Source organism: Leisingera sp. ANG-M6 (assembly GCF_000813905.1).
GTDB lineage: Bacteria > Pseudomonadota > Alphaproteobacteria > Rhodobacterales > Rhodobacteraceae > Leisingera.
In genome coordinates this window covers 57,810-73,600 of the sequence record NZ_JWLG01000021.1, presented here as the reverse complement: position 1 = coordinate 73,600, position 15,791 = coordinate 57,810, and the positions used below count along the sequence as shown (strand labels likewise).

Sequence of the window (15,791 nt, the reverse complement as noted above, 5' to 3'; positions counted from 1 at the left end):
ATGGCTGCTTACGAATACGAAACACATGAATATGACGTGGTCGTGGTTGGCGCCGGCGGGGCCGGTCTCCGCGCGACGCTGGGCATGGCGGAGCAGGGGCTGCGCACGGCCTGTGTGACCAAAGTGTTCCCGACCCGCTCCCACACTGTGGCGGCGCAGGGCGGCATTGCCGCCAGCTTGGGCAACATGGGGCCGGACAGCTGGCAGTGGCACATGTATGACACCGTCAAGGGCTCTGACTGGCTGGGCGACACCGACGCGATGGAATATCTGGCACGTGAGGCCCCCAAGGCGGTTTATGAGCTGGAGCATTACGGCGTGCCGTTCTCGCGCACCGAGGAAGGCAAGATCTACCAGCGCCCCTTCGGCGGCCACACCACCGAATACGGCGAAGGCCCCGCGGTGCAGCGCACCTGTGCGGCGGCTGACCGGACCGGCCACGCGATCCTGCACACGCTGTATGGTCAGAGCCTCAAGAACAATGCCGAGTTCTACATCGAGTATTTCGCCATCGACCTGATCATGTCCGAGGACGGGCAGTGCCAAGGTGTTGTGTGCTGGAAGCTGGACGACGGCACCATGCATGTGTTCAACGCCAAGATGGTGGTGCTGGCGACCGGCGGTTACGGCCGCGCCTACTTCTCCGCCACCTCGGCGCATACCTGCACCGGCGACGGCGGCGGCATGGTGGCACGGGCAGGCCTGGCGCTGCAGGACATGGAATTCGTGCAGTTCCACCCGACCGGCATCTACGGATCCGGCTGCCTGATCACCGAGGGCGCGCGGGGCGAGGGCGGTTACCTCACCAACTCCGAAGGCGAACGGTTCATGGAGCGCTATGCGCCCCAGTACAAGGACCTGGCGCCGCGCGACTATGTCAGCCGCTCGATGACCATGGAAATCCGCGAAGGCCGCGGCGTGGGCGCCGAGGGCGACCATATCCACCTGAACCTCTCCCACCTGCCAGCCGAGGCGCTGGCGGAGCGGCTGCCGGGTATTTCCGAGAGCGCCAAGATCTTTGCCGGCGTGGATGTGACTAAGGAGCCGATCCCGGTTCTGCCTACCGTGCACTACAACATGGGCGGTATTCCCACGAACTACTGGGGCGAGGTGCTGAACCCGACCGCCGAGGATCCGACCGCCGTGGTGCCGGGCCTGATGGCCGTGGGCGAGGCGGGCTGCGCCTCGGTGCATGGCGCCAACCGGCTGGGCTCCAACTCGCTGATTGACCTGGTGGTCTTTGGCCGTGCCTCCGCCATTCGCGCGGGCAAGGTTGTGGACGCCGATGCGGCGAACCCGGTGCTGAACCAGGCCTCTGTCGACAAGGCGTTTGACCGCTTTGATACCCTGCGCAACGCCAAGGGCGGTATCCCGACCGCCGATCTGCGGCTGGAGATGCAGCGCACTATGCAGGCGGACGCGGCAGTGTTCCGCACCGACAAGACCCTGAAGGAAGGCGTTGAGAAGATGACCGCGATTGCGGCTAAGCTCGACGATCTGCAGGTGACCGACCGCTCGCTGGTCTGGAACTCCGACCTGATGGAGACGCTGGAGCTGACCAACCTGATGCCGAACGCGCTGGCCACCATCGTTGGCGCCGAAGCGCGCAAGGAAAGCCGCGGCGCGCACGCGCATGAGGATTACACTACCCGCGACGACGAGAACTGGCGGGTCCACACCGTGTCGCGCGTGGAGGGCAACAAGGTTGATCTGTCCTACCGTCCGGTGATCGTGGATCCGCTGACCACCGAAGACGAAGGCGGCATCAGCCTCAAGAAAATCGCGCCCAAGGCGCGGACGTTCTAAGGAGACAGACCATGGTTCAATTCAGCCTCCCCAAGAACTCCAAGATCACCACCGGCAAGACCTGGCCCAAGCCGGAGGGCGCCAGCAATGTGCGCAAGTTCAAGATCTACCGCTGGAACCCCGATGACGGGAAAAACCCGCAGGTCGACACCTATTTCGTCGACATGGACAGCTGCGGCCCGATGGTCCTGGACGCGCTGATCAAGATCAAGAACGAGATCGACCCGACCCTGACCTTCCGCCGCTCCTGCCGCGAGGGGATCTGCGGGTCCTGTGCGATGAACATCGACGGTATCAACACGCTGGCCTGTATCTACGGCATGGATGAGATCAAGGGCGATGTGGCCATCTACCCGCTGCCGCATATGCCGGTGGTCAAGGACCTGATCCCGGATCTGACGCATTTCTATGCCCAGCATGCCTCGATCATGCCGTGGCTGGAGACCAAGACCAACCGCCCCGCGAAAGAGTGGAAGCAGTCCATCGAGGACCGCAAGAAACTGGATGGCCTCTATGAATGCGTGATGTGTGCCTCCTGTTCGACCTCTTGCCCCAGCTACTGGTGGAACGGTGACCGTTACCTAGGGCCGGCCGCGCTGTTGCACGCCTACCGCTGGATCATCGACAGCCGGGACGAGGCCACGCCGGAGCGCCTGGACCAGTTGGAGGATCCGTTCAAGCTCTACCGCTGCCACACCATCATGAATTGCGCCAAGACCTGCCCCAAGGGACTGAACCCGGCCAAGGCAATTGCGCATATCAAGAAGATGATGGTTGAGCGCGCGGTTTGACCGTGGCAGGCGGCCCGCAAGGATCCGCCGCTTAAAATGTTGAAAATTGCATGCCCCCCGGTTTCTTGCGAAACCGGGGGTGTGTTTTTGGCAGGAAATGGATTTACGGCATGAGACTTCTTGGATGTGCCGCGGGCGCGCTGACCCTCCTGGCGGGCTGCATGACGGCAACGGACCACGACCGGATCGGCGGCCAGCTGGCGGTGACCGATGCGCGGATTCCGGGCTGTGTCGAGGCCGCGGGCATCACCGGGGAGGTGCGCGTCAGTACTGAGTTCCTGGGCCATGGTGCGGGCGCAACGGTGCTGCGAAACGTGCAGCCGGGGCCAAATGTGACAGAGGCGCAGGCGGCGCAGGCGACCTCCTGCATCAATACCTGACCCTAATTGGTTGAGCGGCGGCAGTTGCCGCCCTAAGCTGCCGCAATGCAACCGCATTTTTATGCCATTCTGCTTGCCGGTGTTGCCGGGCTTTCGATGCCTCTGGGCGGGCTTCTGGCTTGGTGCGAGCACATCAGCAACCCGGTGCTGCGCAACCGGGTGCTGCACACAATTGCGGCCTTTGGCGGCGGCGCGCTGGCCTCAGCCGTGGCGCTGGTTCTGGTGCCGGAGGCGGCGGCGGCACTGCCTGCCGCCTGGGCGGTTGGCCTGTTTGCCGCGGGCGGTCTGGTTTTTTATCTGGTCGACACCCTCCTGCAGCGGCATGGCGGCAGCGGCGCCCTGCTGCTGGCAATGCTGCTGGATTACCTGCCGGAGGCTATGGCGCTGGGGGCGATGCTGGTGGCGGATGCCGCAACTGCCAAGCTGCTGGCGCTGATGATCTTCCTGCAGAACCTGCCTGAGGGATTTGCCGCCTTCCGCGAAGTGTGGAGCGGTGACAGCCCGGCCTGGCATGTGCTGCTGCTGTTCCTGGGGCTGGCTGCCTTGGGGCCTGCCTGCGCGCTTGCGGGGCTTTTCTGGCTGGCGGAAGCTCATGCGGTGCTTGGCGGGATCATGATCTTTGCTGCGGGCGGCATCCTTTATCTGCTGTTCCAGGACATCGCCCCCAAGGCGCACAGCAACCGCAGCAGCGCCCCGGCGCTGGGGGCGGTCGCGGGGTTTGCGCTGGGGCTGGCCGGGCACTTGCTGATCGGCTGAGCTGCGGACAGCGCGCCGGATTGCATCAGCTGCATGGCAAGCCTGCAAAAACATCCGGTGCGCCGGGCGGCGCCAGCGGATACCCTGCCACCTAAGGGAGGATGGTGCCGCAAGTAAGGAGACCGCCCGATGAAACCCGTTGAAACTCTGGAAGAACAGCAAGCCAAAGACGCACGCGCTGCACTGGAAGCGCTGGAGCAGGCCTATGCCTATTACATCCCTGAACCGCCGGTGGCAGCAGTGCAGGAACGGCGTCAGGATCAGCTGTTCGAATACTACCAGGCGGCTTGATCCGGGGTGCCCTGCAGTGCCGGGTTTTGCGTTTGAAGGGGCGGCAGGACAGGGCTAGACAGGCCGCATGATACTTATTGCCGTCCTTGCTGTTGGAGTTTTTTGCTACTTCCTGTGGCGCCATCGCGCGATGGATCTAACCCGCAATTGCCGCTGGCGGCAGATGAAGTCCGAGGGGCAGTGGCGCTGTATCTCTTGCGGGGCCGTTGAACCGGGTGACGCCGCTCCCCGCATTTGCCGTAATCCGCAGCGTCGAGGCTAAGCGGGACTCCCGCGCCTGCAGGCGCACCGGCTGCGCCGTGGATTTGGCTGTTCAGTTCCGGATGAAACGGCCCAATTCCGCACCTGCGCCGAGAGGGGCTTGCGCCAAGTCAGCGATGCGGTCTTGATGGGGCAAACGAACAGGAAGGTTTGCCCCAATGCCCAGCACACCCGCTGATCCCGCCGACGCAGATGCCCGCCGCGCCGTCATGCCGGTGATCTGCTACCCGAACGAGACACTGCCGGTGCCGGATCTGGCGCTCTACAGCCGGGCGCGGGAAGGCGCGGTTAAGACCGGCGAAGTGCAGGTGCCGCCCCGTGATGCCGCCTGTTTCGAAGTGCCCGCCGGGCATTTCTTCCGTATCACCTCAATCGATGGGCCGCAGGTGGGCGATTTGAACCTGTGGAACAGGCATGACCTGAGCGAACGCTTCTATTCCGGCAAAACCCGCGCCCTGCATGGCACCCATATCACCACCGGTGAACGAATGTGGACCAGCTTCCCGCATCTTCGCCCGATGGCAACCATCGTTGCGGACACGCTGGACTGGTACGGCATCGATGACTTCGGCGGTTCGGTGCATGACGTGATCGGCACCCGCTGCGATCCTTATACCGGTAACCTGCTGGCTGGCAGCCAGTACCACCATTGCTGCCATTCCAACCTGACCCGCGCCCTGGCAGATCATCTGGGCATCTCCCCGGCAGAGGCGGAGCCGCATGTGCATGACGTCCTGAATGTCTTCATGTGCACCGGCTTCACCCGCGATACCGGCCAGTACTTCATGAAAGCCAGCCCGGTGCGGCCCGGCGATTACCTGGAGTTTTTTGCCGAGATCGACCTTTTGGGCTGCCTTAGCGCCTGTCCGGGCGGGGATTGTTCAGCAGAGCATTCCAGCGATACCGCCGCCTGTTACCCGATGCTGGTCGAAGTTTTTGCCCCGGCAGAGGGCGCGCTTGGCGATTGGAAAAGCCCGCCGCCAAATGGATATGACCGCAGCCACGGGTGCAAGTAAAACCGGTCAAAAGTTATTTTGGCCAGAGGTCTTGCTGAAATTCAGGGCGGCGTGAACAATCGCACCTTGTGAATTTCCCGAGCTCCCAAAAAGAAAAGGACAGCGGAATAACCGCTGTCCTTGGGAAAGCCGTAAATCGAAATTACGTGGCGTCAGCTGAACGCTGCCTCCAAGGCAATTTCCACCATGTCGCCAAAGCTGCGCTCCCGCTGATCGGAGGGCAGGGCTTCGCCGGTGCCCAGATGGTCAGAGACCGTCAGCACCGCCAGCGCCCGGCAGCCGTGACGGGCCGCAAGCGTGTAGAGCTCTGCGGCTTCCATCTCAACGCCGAGGATGCCGTGGCGGACCATCTGCTCGTTCAGGTCCGGGCGTTCGTCGTAAAACACGTCCGAGGAGTAAATGCCGCCGATATGGGTCGCGGAGCCGCGTTTGGCTGCCGCAGTTGCAGCCGCCTGCAGCAGGCCCCAATCGGCGCAGGGGGCAAAGTTCAGCTCTCGGAAAATGCCGCTGGAGGGGCTGTTCACGGTGCTGGCCGTCATCGCCAGGATCACGTCGCGCAGCTTGACCTTCTCCTGCATGCCGCCGCAGGAGCCGATGCGGATCAGGGTTTTTGCGCCGTAATCGCGGATCAGCTCATTGGCGTAGATCGACAGCGAGGGCATGCCCATGCCGCTGCCCTGGATGGTGACGCGATGGCCGTTCCAAGTGCCGGTATAGCCCAGCATCCCCCGCACTTCGTTGACCAGCTTGGCATCCTGTAAAAAGGTTTCAGCTGCCCATTTTGCCCGGTAGGGGTCGCCGGGCATCAGTACGGTTTCGGCAATATCGCCCGGTGCGGCGCCAATATGAATGGTCATGGCCTTGCTCCGCTGCCGCCTCAGATTTCCAGGTCGGAAATATCCATGCCGGCGGTCAGCGCGGCATGCACCCAATGCGGCTTCCGGCCCCGGCCGGTCCAGGTTTCTTCGGGATTGTTCGGGTTGCGGTATTTCGGGGCTGCCTTGGTCTTCTTGGCGCCCTGACGCGATGCATTGGCGATTTCATCCAGCGAAAAACCGTATTTGGCAGCGGCTTCTTCGGCGGCTTTCAGGGCTTCCTGACGCTCGCGCAGTTCTGCTTCCTGCAATGCTTTATCAACATCGCTTTGCAGCTGGAGAAGCTCTTTTCTGCTCATTGCCGAAAGATCGAAGGTCATTCTGAACTCCATTTATAAAATGACACACCGGAAATGCCGGTATGTCATTTCTTATGGACCGAATGCCAGACGCATTTCAGCATCTTTTTTAGCGGTTTGCAGAAAACTGCCCAAATAATATCAATTCACTGCAAGTTCCGGTGGTTTTGCCAGGTCGACAATATCGCTCATAATTGAATTCAGCTCAAAATCCTTGGGGGTGTAGACGCGTGCGACCCCCATTGATTTCAGCTTTTGCGCGTCCTCGTCCGGGATGATGCCGCCCACGACCACAGGAATATGAGCCAGCCCGGCGTCACGCATGCGCTGCATCATTTCCTCGACCAGCGGCAGGTGGCTGCCGGACAGGATCGACAGACCAACCACATGGGCGTCGTCCGTTTGCGCCGCCTCCACCAGTTCGGCGGGCGTCATGCGGATGCCGTCATAGGTGATGTCCATGCCGCAGTCGCGGGCGCGGAAGGCGATCTGCTCGGCGCCGTTGGAGTGGCCGTCCAGCCCCGGCTTGCCGACCACGAATTTGATGCGGCGGCCCAAGACATCGCTGACGGCGTTGACCGCATCGCGCAAGTCGTCAAGGCCTTCGGTCTTGTTCGACACCGATGCTGATACGCCGGTCGGGCCGCGGTAGGTGCCGTGGACCTTGCGCATTTCTTCAGCCCATTCACCGGTGGTGACGCCGGCCTTGGCGGCAGCAATCGAGGGTTCCATGATATTCGCGCCGCTTTGCGCTGCGGCGCGCAGGGCGGCCAACGCCGACTGCACCGCGTCATTGTCACGCTCGCCGCGCCAGTCGTTCAGGCGGCTGATCTGTTCCTGCTCCACCGCCGGGTCGACCACCATGATGCCGCCGTCTTCGGTCTGCAGCGGCGAGGGTTCGCCCTCGGTCCACTTATTGACGCCGACCACCACGGTCTCGTTCTTTTCGATCCGGTTCAGCCGTTCGGCGTTGGAATCGACTAGGCGGCCCTTCATGTATTCGATGGAGGCGACGGCACCGCCCATCGATTCCAGGTTGGCCAGTTCGGCGCGGGCGCCGTCCTTCAGCTCCTCCACCTTGGCATCAACTGCAGGGTTGCCGTCAAACAGGTCGCCATATTCCAGAAGGTCGGTTTCATACGCCAGTATCTGCTGCATCCGCATCGACCACTGCTGGTCCCAGGGGCGGGGCAGGCCAAGCGCCTCGTTCCAGGCGGGCAGTTGCACCGCGCGGGCACGGGCCTTCTTGGATAGCGTCACCGCCAGCATCTCGATCAGGATCCGGTAGACGTTGTTTTCCGGCTGCTGCTCTGTCAGCCCCAGCGAGTTCACCTGCACGCCATAGCGGAAGCGGCGGAACTTGGGGTCGGCGACGCCATAGCGTTTCTCGCAAATCTCGTCCCACAGGTCGACAAAGGCGCGCATCTTGCACATTTCAGTGACGAACCGGATGCCCGCATTCACAAAGAAGGAGATGCGGCCGACCATGGCCGGGAAGTCTTCCGGCGCGATGCGCGGTTTCAGCTCGTCCAGCACCGCCTGCGCGGTCGCCAGGGCAAAGGCCAGCTCCTGCTCCGGCGTCGCGCCAGCCTCCTGCAGGTGGTAGGAGCAGACGTTCATCGGGTTCCACTTGGGCACGTTGGTGTAGCAGTACTCCGCCACATCCGCGATCATCTTGAGGCTGGGCTTGGGCGGGCAAACATAGGTGCCGCGCGAGAGGTATTCCTTGATCAGGTCGTTCTGCACCGTGCCCTGCAGTTTCGACACATCAGCGCCTTGTTCCTCTGCCACCGCGATATACAGCGACAGCAGCCAGGGTGCGGTCGCATTGATGGTCATCGAGGTGTTCATCTGCTCCAGCGGGATCTGATCGAACAGCGCCCGCATATCGCCCAGGTGGCAGACAGGCACGCCAACCTTGCCCACTTCGCCGCGGGCCAGCACATGGTCGCTGTCATAGCCGGTCTGGGTCGGCAGGTCGAAGGCGACGGACAGGCCGGTCTGCCCCTTCGCCAGGTTAGCGCGGTAAAGCGCATTGGATGCCGATGCCGTGGAATGGCCGGCATAGGTGCGGATCAGCCAGGGGCGGTCTTTTTGCATCTGCGGCATGTCGGGCCTCGCGAGTCAGTGTGGCGGTAATTTTATTTCGTCACGCAGATGTAAACTGCAATTTTCGACCCATGTCAATTCGCTGCGTTGCGGCAATTCCGCTTCTGCGGCGGGAAGCCCGGGTGGCTTGGTGCTTGTCAAGGCGGTTGCCATGCGCAACTGTTCTCTCATGACGCAAACCGTGGAACTGCCGCTGTGGCTATTCATGCTGATCGTGGGTTTTGCCGCGGTGACCTTTGCGTCGCATTTTCTGTTCCCCTCGGTGCGCTGGTTCTTCCGGCGGCGGCTGGAACGGGCAGTGGCACGGCTGAACAAACGGCTGGAACGCCCGATAGAGCCGTTCAAGCTGGCGCGGCGCCATGACATGATCCAGCGGCTGATCCATGATCCGCAGGTGGCGCAGGCGGCGGCGGACCATGCCGCGGCAGAAGGCATCCCGGAGAACGTGGCGTTTGAGCAGGTGCGCCGCTACGCGCGTGAGATCGTGCCGGGGTTTTCCGCCTTTGCCTATTTCAGCCTGGCGATCCGGGCGGCGCGGTTCCTGTCCAATGCGGTCTACCGGGTGCGGCTGGGCCACCAGGACGAGGAAGCGCTGCGCGCCATCGATCCCAATGCCACTGTGGTCTTTGTGATGAACCACCGGTCCAACATGGATTACGTGCTGGTCACCTACCTGGCGGCGGAACGCTCAGCCCTGTCTTACGCGGTAGGGGAGTGGGCGCGTGTTTGGCCGCTTAGCCGCCTGATCCGGGCGATGGGCGCTTACTTCATCCGGCGGCGTTCGCGCAACGACCTCTACCGCAAAGTGCTGGCAGCCTATGTGCGTCTGGCCACCCTCGGCGGGTCCACGCAGGCGATGTTCCCAGAGGGCGGCCTTAGCTTGGACGGCGCCCTGGCTGCGCCGCGGCTCGGGCTGCTGAAATACATTGTTGAGGGCTATGATCCGGACCGGCGTGATGTGGTCTTTGTGCCGGTGGCGCTGAATTACGACCGGGTGCTGGAAGACCGCATTCTGACCTCTGCTGCCAAGGCAGGCGATCGGCGGTTCAAGGCCCGGATCGGGCTGGTGGCGCTGCGGCTCTTGCGGCAGTTGTGGCTGTGGATGACCGGCCGCTACCGCCGGGCGGGCTATGCGGCGGTGAACTTTGGCCGGCCTCTCAGCCTCGCCGGGTTTGGCGCCGGGCGGCAGGGCGACATCACCAAGCCGCTGGCGCGGGAGCTGATGCAACGGATCAGTGCGATTGTCCCGGTGCTGCCGGTGCCGATGATTGCTGCTGTTCTATTGCGGCACGGTCCCCTCAGCCGCGCGGCAATCGAGCACCGGCTGGAAGATCTGATCGCGGCGGTACCGCTGGCGCATGTTCATCTCCCCAAGGAAAACCTGTCTTATGCGGCTGGCATGGCGCTGAATATTTTGCAGAGGCGGGGCCTGATCATCGAAACCGGGGGACAGATTGCGCCCGCAGCAGACCGCCAGGATTTGCTGGCGTTTTACGCCAATTCGATCCGTCATCTGCTGCCAGAAGACAGTGATCTGCCTGGCGGAAGCAGTGATTTTTCTGCACCTGCTAAAGTCAATGCTGCATCCGCTGGGTCATAAAATTACCCAAACGGCGCAAAAGTGGTTGCAATATTACTTTCCCGATCCTATCCATCAGGTAACCGCTGCGATTCTGCACCGCGGCAAAGAACAGGATGCAAAGGAGGCCATCATGGCATTGGATACCCAGACTGACGTCATGTCGTACGAGGCGCCCGAGAAAGATCTCTATGAGCTGGGGGAAATTCCCCCGATGGGCTATGTGCCCAAGAAGATGTACGCATGGGCTATCCGCAAGGAGCGCCACGGTGAGCCGAATACTGCGATGCAGCAGGAAGTGGTCGATGTGCCGGAGCTGGACAGCAACGAGGTGCTGGTCCTGGTGATGGCGGCGGGCGTCAACTACAATGGCGTCTGGGCTTCGCTGGGCAAGCCGATCTCGCCGTTTGACGGCCACAAGGCGCCTTATCACATTGCCGGGTCCGATGCTTCGGGCATCGTCTGGGCGGTGGGCTCCAAGGTCACCCGCTGGAAGGTCGGCGACGAGGTGGTCATCCACTGCAACCAGGACGATGGCGACGACGAGGAATGCAACGGCGGCGACCCGATGTACTCCCCCAGCCAGCGCATCTGGGGCTACGAGACCCCGGACGGCTCCTTTGCCCAGTTCACCAACGTGCAGGCCCAGCAGCTGATGCCGCGCCCCAAGCACCTGACCTGGGAAGAAAGCGCCTGCTACACGCTGACGCTGGCCACTGCCTACCGGATGCTGTTCGGCCACGAGCCGCACGACCTGAAGCCGGGTCAGAACGTGCTGGTCTGGGGCGCCTCGGGCGGCCTCGGCTCTTATGCGATCCAGCTGATCAATACCGCCGGCGCCAATGCCATCGGTGTGATCTCCGACGAAAGCAAGCGCGACTTTGTCATGGGCCTCGGCGCCAAGGGCGTGCTGAACCGCAAGGACTTTAACTGCTGGGGTCAGCTGCCCACGGTCAACACCCCGGAATATGCCGAGTGGTTCAAGGAGGCCCGCAAGTTCGGCAAGGCGATCTGGGACATCACCGGCAAGGGCAACAACGTCGACATGGTGTTCGAGCATCCGGGCGAAAGCACTTTCCCCGTCTCGACTTTCGTGGTGAAGAAGGGCGGCATGGTTGTGATCTGCGCTGGCACCACCGGCTATAACCTGACCTTCGACGTGCGCTACATGTGGATGCACCAGAAGCGCCTGCAGGGCTCGCACTTTGCCCACCTCAAGCAGGCCGCGGCTGCCAACAAGCTGATGGTTGAGCGCCGCCTGGACCCCTGCATGTCCGAGGTATTCACCTGGGCCGACCTGCCCGAAGCGCACATGAAGATGCTGCGCAACGAGCACCTGCCTGGCAACATGTCAGTGCTGGTGCAGGCACCGAAGACCGGCCTGCGCACCCTGCAGGATGTGCTCGACGCCTGAGGGCGGACCGGCTCAGCCGGCTGAAATGAAACAGTGGTCCCGCGAATCGCTCCGGCTATTCGCGGGAAATTTTATTTATAAATTTATCTATTTCAGCGGCTTAGTTGCAGCGTACTCGCTATTTTGGGGGAGGGGTGCTGCCGGCTGCAGATTAAAGGCGTCATTTCCGTCATTTACGCAAGTTATTGCGCCTTTCGGGCAGGCGTGGATCCGTTTTTTGACCTGAAAGTCAAAAGCTTCCATTGACCTCGGGGAAGCAGGCGCTGCAAAAACCCTGCAAATATGTCATGCCTGAAGCTACAGGTATTGCAGATATCCGAACCAAGGCAGCGAACAACGGCGGCGAGCGACCCATGGCAGGCAAAGCAGAACTGGACCGTATCCTGGAGGCGCTGGACGCCACAGATACCCTGGATGGTCTCCAGCAGATCATTGATCAGGTCTGCACCGTGTTCGGTGTCGACCATGCCATGTACCATTGGGTCGACAGCGCTGGCGACCACTACTACTTCGGCACCTATCCGCAGACTTGGGTCGAGCGGTATCAGGAAAAGGCCTATGTCCGCGTCGATCCGGTCGTCGCAGGCTGCTACCAGCGCTTTCACCCGGTGGACTGGAAGCGGCTGGACTGGTCGCCGAAACCGGCGCGCGAGTTTCTGAAAGACGCGCTGGAGCACGGGGTCGGCAATCAGGGCTACTCAATTCCGATCCGGGGCCCCAACGGGCAATTCGCGGTGTTCACTGTAAGCCACAACTGCGATGACGAGGCCTGGGAAAGGCTGACTGAGCGCTACAGCCGTGACATGATCCTGATGGCGCATTACTTCAATCGTAAAGCGCTGGAGTTCGAACCTGAGCGTACCCCGGAACAGGCCCAGCCTCTGTCGCCCAGGGAAGTGGACGCGCTGACCTTTCTGGCGATCGGATACAGCCGTGCGCAGGTGGCAAAGACCCTGTCGATCTCCGAGCACACGCTGCGCGTCTACATCGAAAGCGCCCGGTTCAAGCTGGGCGCAATCAATACCACCCATGCAATTGCCCGGGCGATGTCGCTCGGTTTGATTGTGATTTAACGGTAGGGCGAAAAAGCTACCGCAAATACATTCTGAGATTGTGCCTAATAGCCGTACCCTGTCCTCACTGTTCAACCAGAAGGGGACTAAATCATGCTTCGTTATGTCTATGGCCGCGATCTTCACAACCACGCTTTTCTGGCGCATTCGATGTTCCGGGACAGGGCAGACCAGTTCAGGACCCGGCTGGGCTGGGAGGTGCAGGTTGACTGCAACGGTGAGGAGCGTGACCAGTATGACGCGCTGGACCCGCTTTATGTGATCTGGGAAATGCCTGATGGCAGCCATGGCGGCTCCATGCGGTTTCTGCCGACCACCGGCCCGGTGATGGTCAATGATGTGTTTCTGGATCTCACGGGCGGCGTGCCGATTTGCAGCCCGCTGATCTGGGAATGCACCCGGTTCTGCCTGTCGCGCGAGGCGGGCCGCAACGTGGCAGGCGCTCTGACCCTGGGCGGGGTCGAGATCATGCGCAACTTCTCGGTGGCGCATTTCGCCGGTGTCTTTGACCGCCGCATGGTGCGGATCTACCGCAGCCTGGGCTTCAGCCCTGAGGTGATCGGCACCCAGGGAGAGGGGCGGGAGCGCATCTGCCTGGGGCTTTGGGAATACGCGCCTGAGGTCTACCTGAACGTGGCCGCTAAAGCAGGCATCGCGCCGGAGCTTTCGCAGCTCTGGTTCGACCGTTCGTTCGGCGGGGCGCGGGCGGCTGAGCCCTTGGCGCTTACCGCCTGACAGATACGATCTCCGGGGCCGGAGCCTCTGGCGGACCCGGCCCCGCGGCTGTAGGGTCGCGCCATGACAGCTCTGCCCGTACAGTTTTCCGATGACCAGGCCACTGCTTATGACAGCGTGACCGAACTCCTGCGACAGGCGGGAGTGGACCTTGATGACGGGCTCTTGCACCCGCCCCGCGGCGACGCCGGGGTGATGGCGGTGATCGGCAAGGCAGGATCGGGCAAGACCCTGCTTCTGGCAGAGCTTTACAAGGCGCTGGAGCAGTCGGGGGTCGAGGTGGTCTCCGGCGACTACGAAAGCCGCAAGAAAGGCGACGACCGCCGCACTCTGGCCATCCTGGCGCCAACCAACAAGGCCGCCAGCGTGCTGCGCCTGCGCGGGGTGCCGGCCACCACCATCCACCGAATTCTCTATACTCCGGTCTATGATCCGGAGTTCGAGAAGATCGCCGAATGGCTGGCGGGGCAGGGCGAACAGCCCGAGATCGAGGGGCTGACCGAGGAGGCGCTGGCCCGCGCGGCGGCCTTTTACGAGAAAAACAAATCCATTCCCGGCGCACTGGCCGCCGCGGGTTTGCGCGGCTCAGACTTCATCACCGGCTGGAAACGGCGCGAGGAGCCGCTGGATATCGGCTTTGTCGATGAAGCCTCGATGCTCGACGACCGCCAGTTCGAAGACCTGAAGGAGATTTTCCCGAACCTGATCCTGTTCGGCGATCCGGCCCAGCTGGCGCCGGTGAACCAGTCGGGGTCAATGGTGTTTGATGCGCTGCCGGAGCCGCGCCGGCTGATCCTGAACCGCATCCACCGGCAGGAGGCCGGCAACCCGATCCTGGATCTGGCACATGCGCTGGCCGACCCGCAGCTGGGGTTCGAGGATTTCGAGCGGATGATCGAGGACACGGCGCGCCGCGATGAGCGTGTGGTCTGGGGCCAGCGGGTAGAGGTCGATCTGATGGCGCGCTCGCCGGTGCTGGTCTGGCGCAACAACACCCGCATCCGGCTGATCAACGCCTTCCGCACCGTCTATGGTGCGCCGGAGGATCAGCTGATCGCCGGCGAGCCGCTGATCTGCGACGGTATCGAACTGCCCATGAAACACCGCAAGAAGCGGCTGGACCTGGAGGCCCGCGGGCTGATCAAGGGCGCGCAGGTGATCTACCTCGGGGCAGGCCGCAAGCCCGGGTTTTCACGCCTGCATGTGATGGGCGCAGAGGACCCGCAGGTCTCTGCCGCCTCAATCGTGAAAATTGAGAAACCGGACGAGGAAGAGCCCTTCATTCCCTTTGCCGCGCGCATGGGGGCCACGTTCCTGCACGGCGCGGCGGTGACCATCCACAAGGCGCAAGGCTCGCAATGGGATACCACCCAGGTCTTTGCACCCGACATCTATGCTGCCGCCCGCATGGGCCGGGTGGAGGCGGGACAGCCCTTGTGGAAGCGGCTGGCCTATGTGGCAATTACCCGGGCGCAGGAGCGGCTGATCTGGGTGGTCAGGAACCGCCTGGCCAAACCCTCCGGCCCGCTGCAGGTGGATGACCTCAGGGCGGTGCCGGCCGCGGCGCTGACGCTGGAAGCACAGGAGGAGACCCCGGCATGAGCAAATCAATCCTGATCACCGGCGCCAGCTCCGGAATCGGCCGGGCTGTTGCAGAACTATTCCTGGCCGAGGGCTGGCAGGTCGGTCTGACAGCACGCCGGGCAGAGAGGCTTGAAGACGTGGCGATGGGCCACACGAACGCTCATGTCCTGCCCGCCGATGTAACTGATCCTGCGGCGGTCGATCATGCGGTGAACAGCTTTGCCATGGCTGCGGGCCGGCTTGATGTGCTGTTCAACAATGCGGGTATCTTCACCCCGCCTGGCACCATCGACGAGATCCCGCTGGAGGACTGGTTCGCCTCTGTGAACGTGAACCTCACCGGCATGTACCTGACTGCCCGCGCCGCCTTCCGCCAGATGCGCCACCAGGCGCCGCAAGGCGGGCGGATCATCAATAACGGCTCCATCGCTGCTTACGTGCCGCGGCCCCATTCGGCGCCTTATGCAGCGACCAAGGCGGCCATTACCGGCCTCACCAAAAGCCTGTCGCTGGATGGCCGCCCCTTTGATATCGCCTGCGGCCAGATCGACATCGGCAATACCCGCACCCCGATGGTTGAGGACCTGAGCCAGCGCCACGCCGACGCCAATCCGGGTGCTGAGCCGATGCATACATTTGCGGTGGAGGATGCGGCGGCATCCGTGCTGCACATGGCCAATCTGCCGCTGGAGGCCAATGTTCAGTTCATGACTGTGATGGCGACCAAGATGCCCTATATCGGCCGCGGTTGAGCGCTCCCGGCCGTCGCTGGTGCATCCAGGAAGCACCGCTCCCGTTGGGCGTGGCGCTGCGCTGGCGCGC

The 15,791-nt window shown here is 62.6% G+C and carries 15 protein-coding genes; 12 read left to right on the top strand and 3 right to left on the bottom strand.

Annotated features, from left to right (window positions below; genetic code table 11):
• The 6 genes from sdhA (at nt 1) to RA24_RS18620 (ending at nt 5,301) form a co-directional block, all read left to right on the top strand.
• Nucleotides 1-1,806, top strand: a complete 1,806-nt coding sequence (gene sdhA / locus RA24_RS18640) for a succinate dehydrogenase flavoprotein subunit (RefSeq protein ID WP_039193451.1) — start codon at nt 1-3, stop codon at nt 1,804-1,806.
• A gap of 11 nt (nt 1,807-1,817) precedes the next feature.
• Nucleotides 1,818-2,597: a succinate dehydrogenase iron-sulfur subunit gene (locus RA24_RS18635; protein ID WP_019297056.1), complete on the top strand. Its 780-nt coding sequence runs from the start codon at nt 1,818-1,820 to the stop codon at nt 2,595-2,597.
• Between the two features lie 110 nt (nt 2,598-2,707).
• On the top strand, nt 2,708-2,977 hold the full coding sequence (locus tag RA24_RS18630; protein WP_019297055.1) for a hypothetical protein: 270 nt from the start codon (nt 2,708-2,710) through the stop codon (nt 2,975-2,977).
• 45 nt (nt 2,978-3,022) lie between these two features.
• The gene (locus RA24_RS18625; RefSeq protein WP_039193449.1) at nt 3,023-3,733 is read left to right on the top strand and encodes a ZIP family metal transporter; all 711 of its coding nucleotides are present in this window, start codon (nt 3,023-3,025) and stop codon (nt 3,731-3,733) included.
• Between the two features lie 129 nt (nt 3,734-3,862).
• Nucleotides 3,863-4,024 carry a hypothetical protein gene (locus RA24_RS22570; protein ID WP_193747147.1) on the top strand — a complete coding sequence of 54 codons (162 nt, stop codon included), beginning with the start codon at nt 3,863-3,865 and terminating at the stop codon, nt 4,022-4,024.
• A 419-nt stretch (nt 4,025-4,443) separates the two neighbouring features.
• On the top strand, nt 4,444-5,301 hold the full coding sequence (locus RA24_RS18620) for an urea carboxylase-associated family protein (protein WP_039193446.1): 858 nt from the start codon (nt 4,444-4,446) through the stop codon (nt 5,299-5,301).
• Nucleotides 5,302-5,453: 152 nt separating this feature from the next.
• Here RA24_RS18620 and deoD read toward each other — a convergent pair whose 3' ends face one another.
• The 3 genes from deoD to RA24_RS18605 all read right to left on the bottom strand — a co-directional run bounded on the left by deoD (nt 5,454) and on the right by RA24_RS18605 (nt 8,584).
• Nucleotides 5,454-6,158: a purine-nucleoside phosphorylase gene (gene deoD / locus RA24_RS18615; RefSeq protein ID WP_039149246.1), complete on the bottom strand. Its 705-nt coding sequence runs from the start codon at nt 6,156-6,158 to the stop codon at nt 5,454-5,456.
• 20 nt (nt 6,159-6,178) lie between these two features.
• Nucleotides 6,179-6,496 carry an H-NS histone family protein gene (locus RA24_RS18610; RefSeq protein WP_019297050.1) on the bottom strand — a complete coding sequence of 106 codons (318 nt, stop codon included), beginning with the start codon at nt 6,494-6,496 and terminating at the stop codon, nt 6,179-6,181.
• Nucleotides 6,497-6,616: 120 nt separating this feature from the next.
• Nucleotides 6,617-8,584, bottom strand: a complete 1,968-nt coding sequence (locus RA24_RS18605) for a protein meaA (protein WP_019297049.1) — start codon at nt 8,582-8,584, stop codon at nt 6,617-6,619.
• Nucleotides 8,585-8,753: 169 nt separating this feature from the next.
• Between RA24_RS18605 and RA24_RS18600 the strand changes: the two genes are divergently transcribed.
• The 6 genes from RA24_RS18600 (at nt 8,754) to RA24_RS18575 (ending at nt 15,721) form a co-directional block, all read left to right on the top strand.
• Entirely contained in the window at nt 8,754-10,184 is a 1,431-nt protein-coding gene (locus RA24_RS18600; RefSeq protein ID WP_039193496.1) for a 1-acyl-sn-glycerol-3-phosphate acyltransferase, read from the top strand.
• Nucleotides 10,185-10,296: 112 nt separating this feature from the next.
• The gene (ccrA, locus tag RA24_RS18595) at nt 10,297-11,577 is read left to right on the top strand and encodes a crotonyl-CoA carboxylase/reductase (RefSeq protein ID WP_039182111.1); all 1,281 of its coding nucleotides are present in this window, start codon (nt 10,297-10,299) and stop codon (nt 11,575-11,577) included.
• Between the two features lie 353 nt (nt 11,578-11,930).
• On the top strand, nt 11,931-12,650 hold the full coding sequence (locus RA24_RS18590) for a helix-turn-helix transcriptional regulator (RefSeq protein ID WP_029204893.1): 720 nt from the start codon (nt 11,931-11,933) through the stop codon (nt 12,648-12,650).
• A 93-nt stretch (nt 12,651-12,743) separates the two neighbouring features.
• Nucleotides 12,744-13,385 carry an acyl-homoserine-lactone synthase gene (locus tag RA24_RS18585; RefSeq protein WP_039193443.1) on the top strand — a complete coding sequence of 214 codons (642 nt, stop codon included), beginning with the start codon at nt 12,744-12,746 and terminating at the stop codon, nt 13,383-13,385.
• 63 nt (nt 13,386-13,448) lie between these two features.
• Nucleotides 13,449-14,987 (top strand): ATP-dependent DNA helicase, encoded by a 1,539-nt coding sequence (locus RA24_RS18580; protein ID WP_019297044.1) that lies wholly within the window; start codon nt 13,449-13,451, stop codon nt 14,985-14,987.
• Complete coding sequence (locus RA24_RS18575) at nt 14,984-15,721, top strand: SDR family oxidoreductase (protein ID WP_039193441.1); 738 nt, start codon at nt 14,984-14,986, stop codon at nt 15,719-15,721. Before RA24_RS18580 ends, RA24_RS18575 begins: the two co-directional genes overlap by 4 nt.
• Nucleotides 15,722-15,791: the final 70 nt, after the last annotated feature.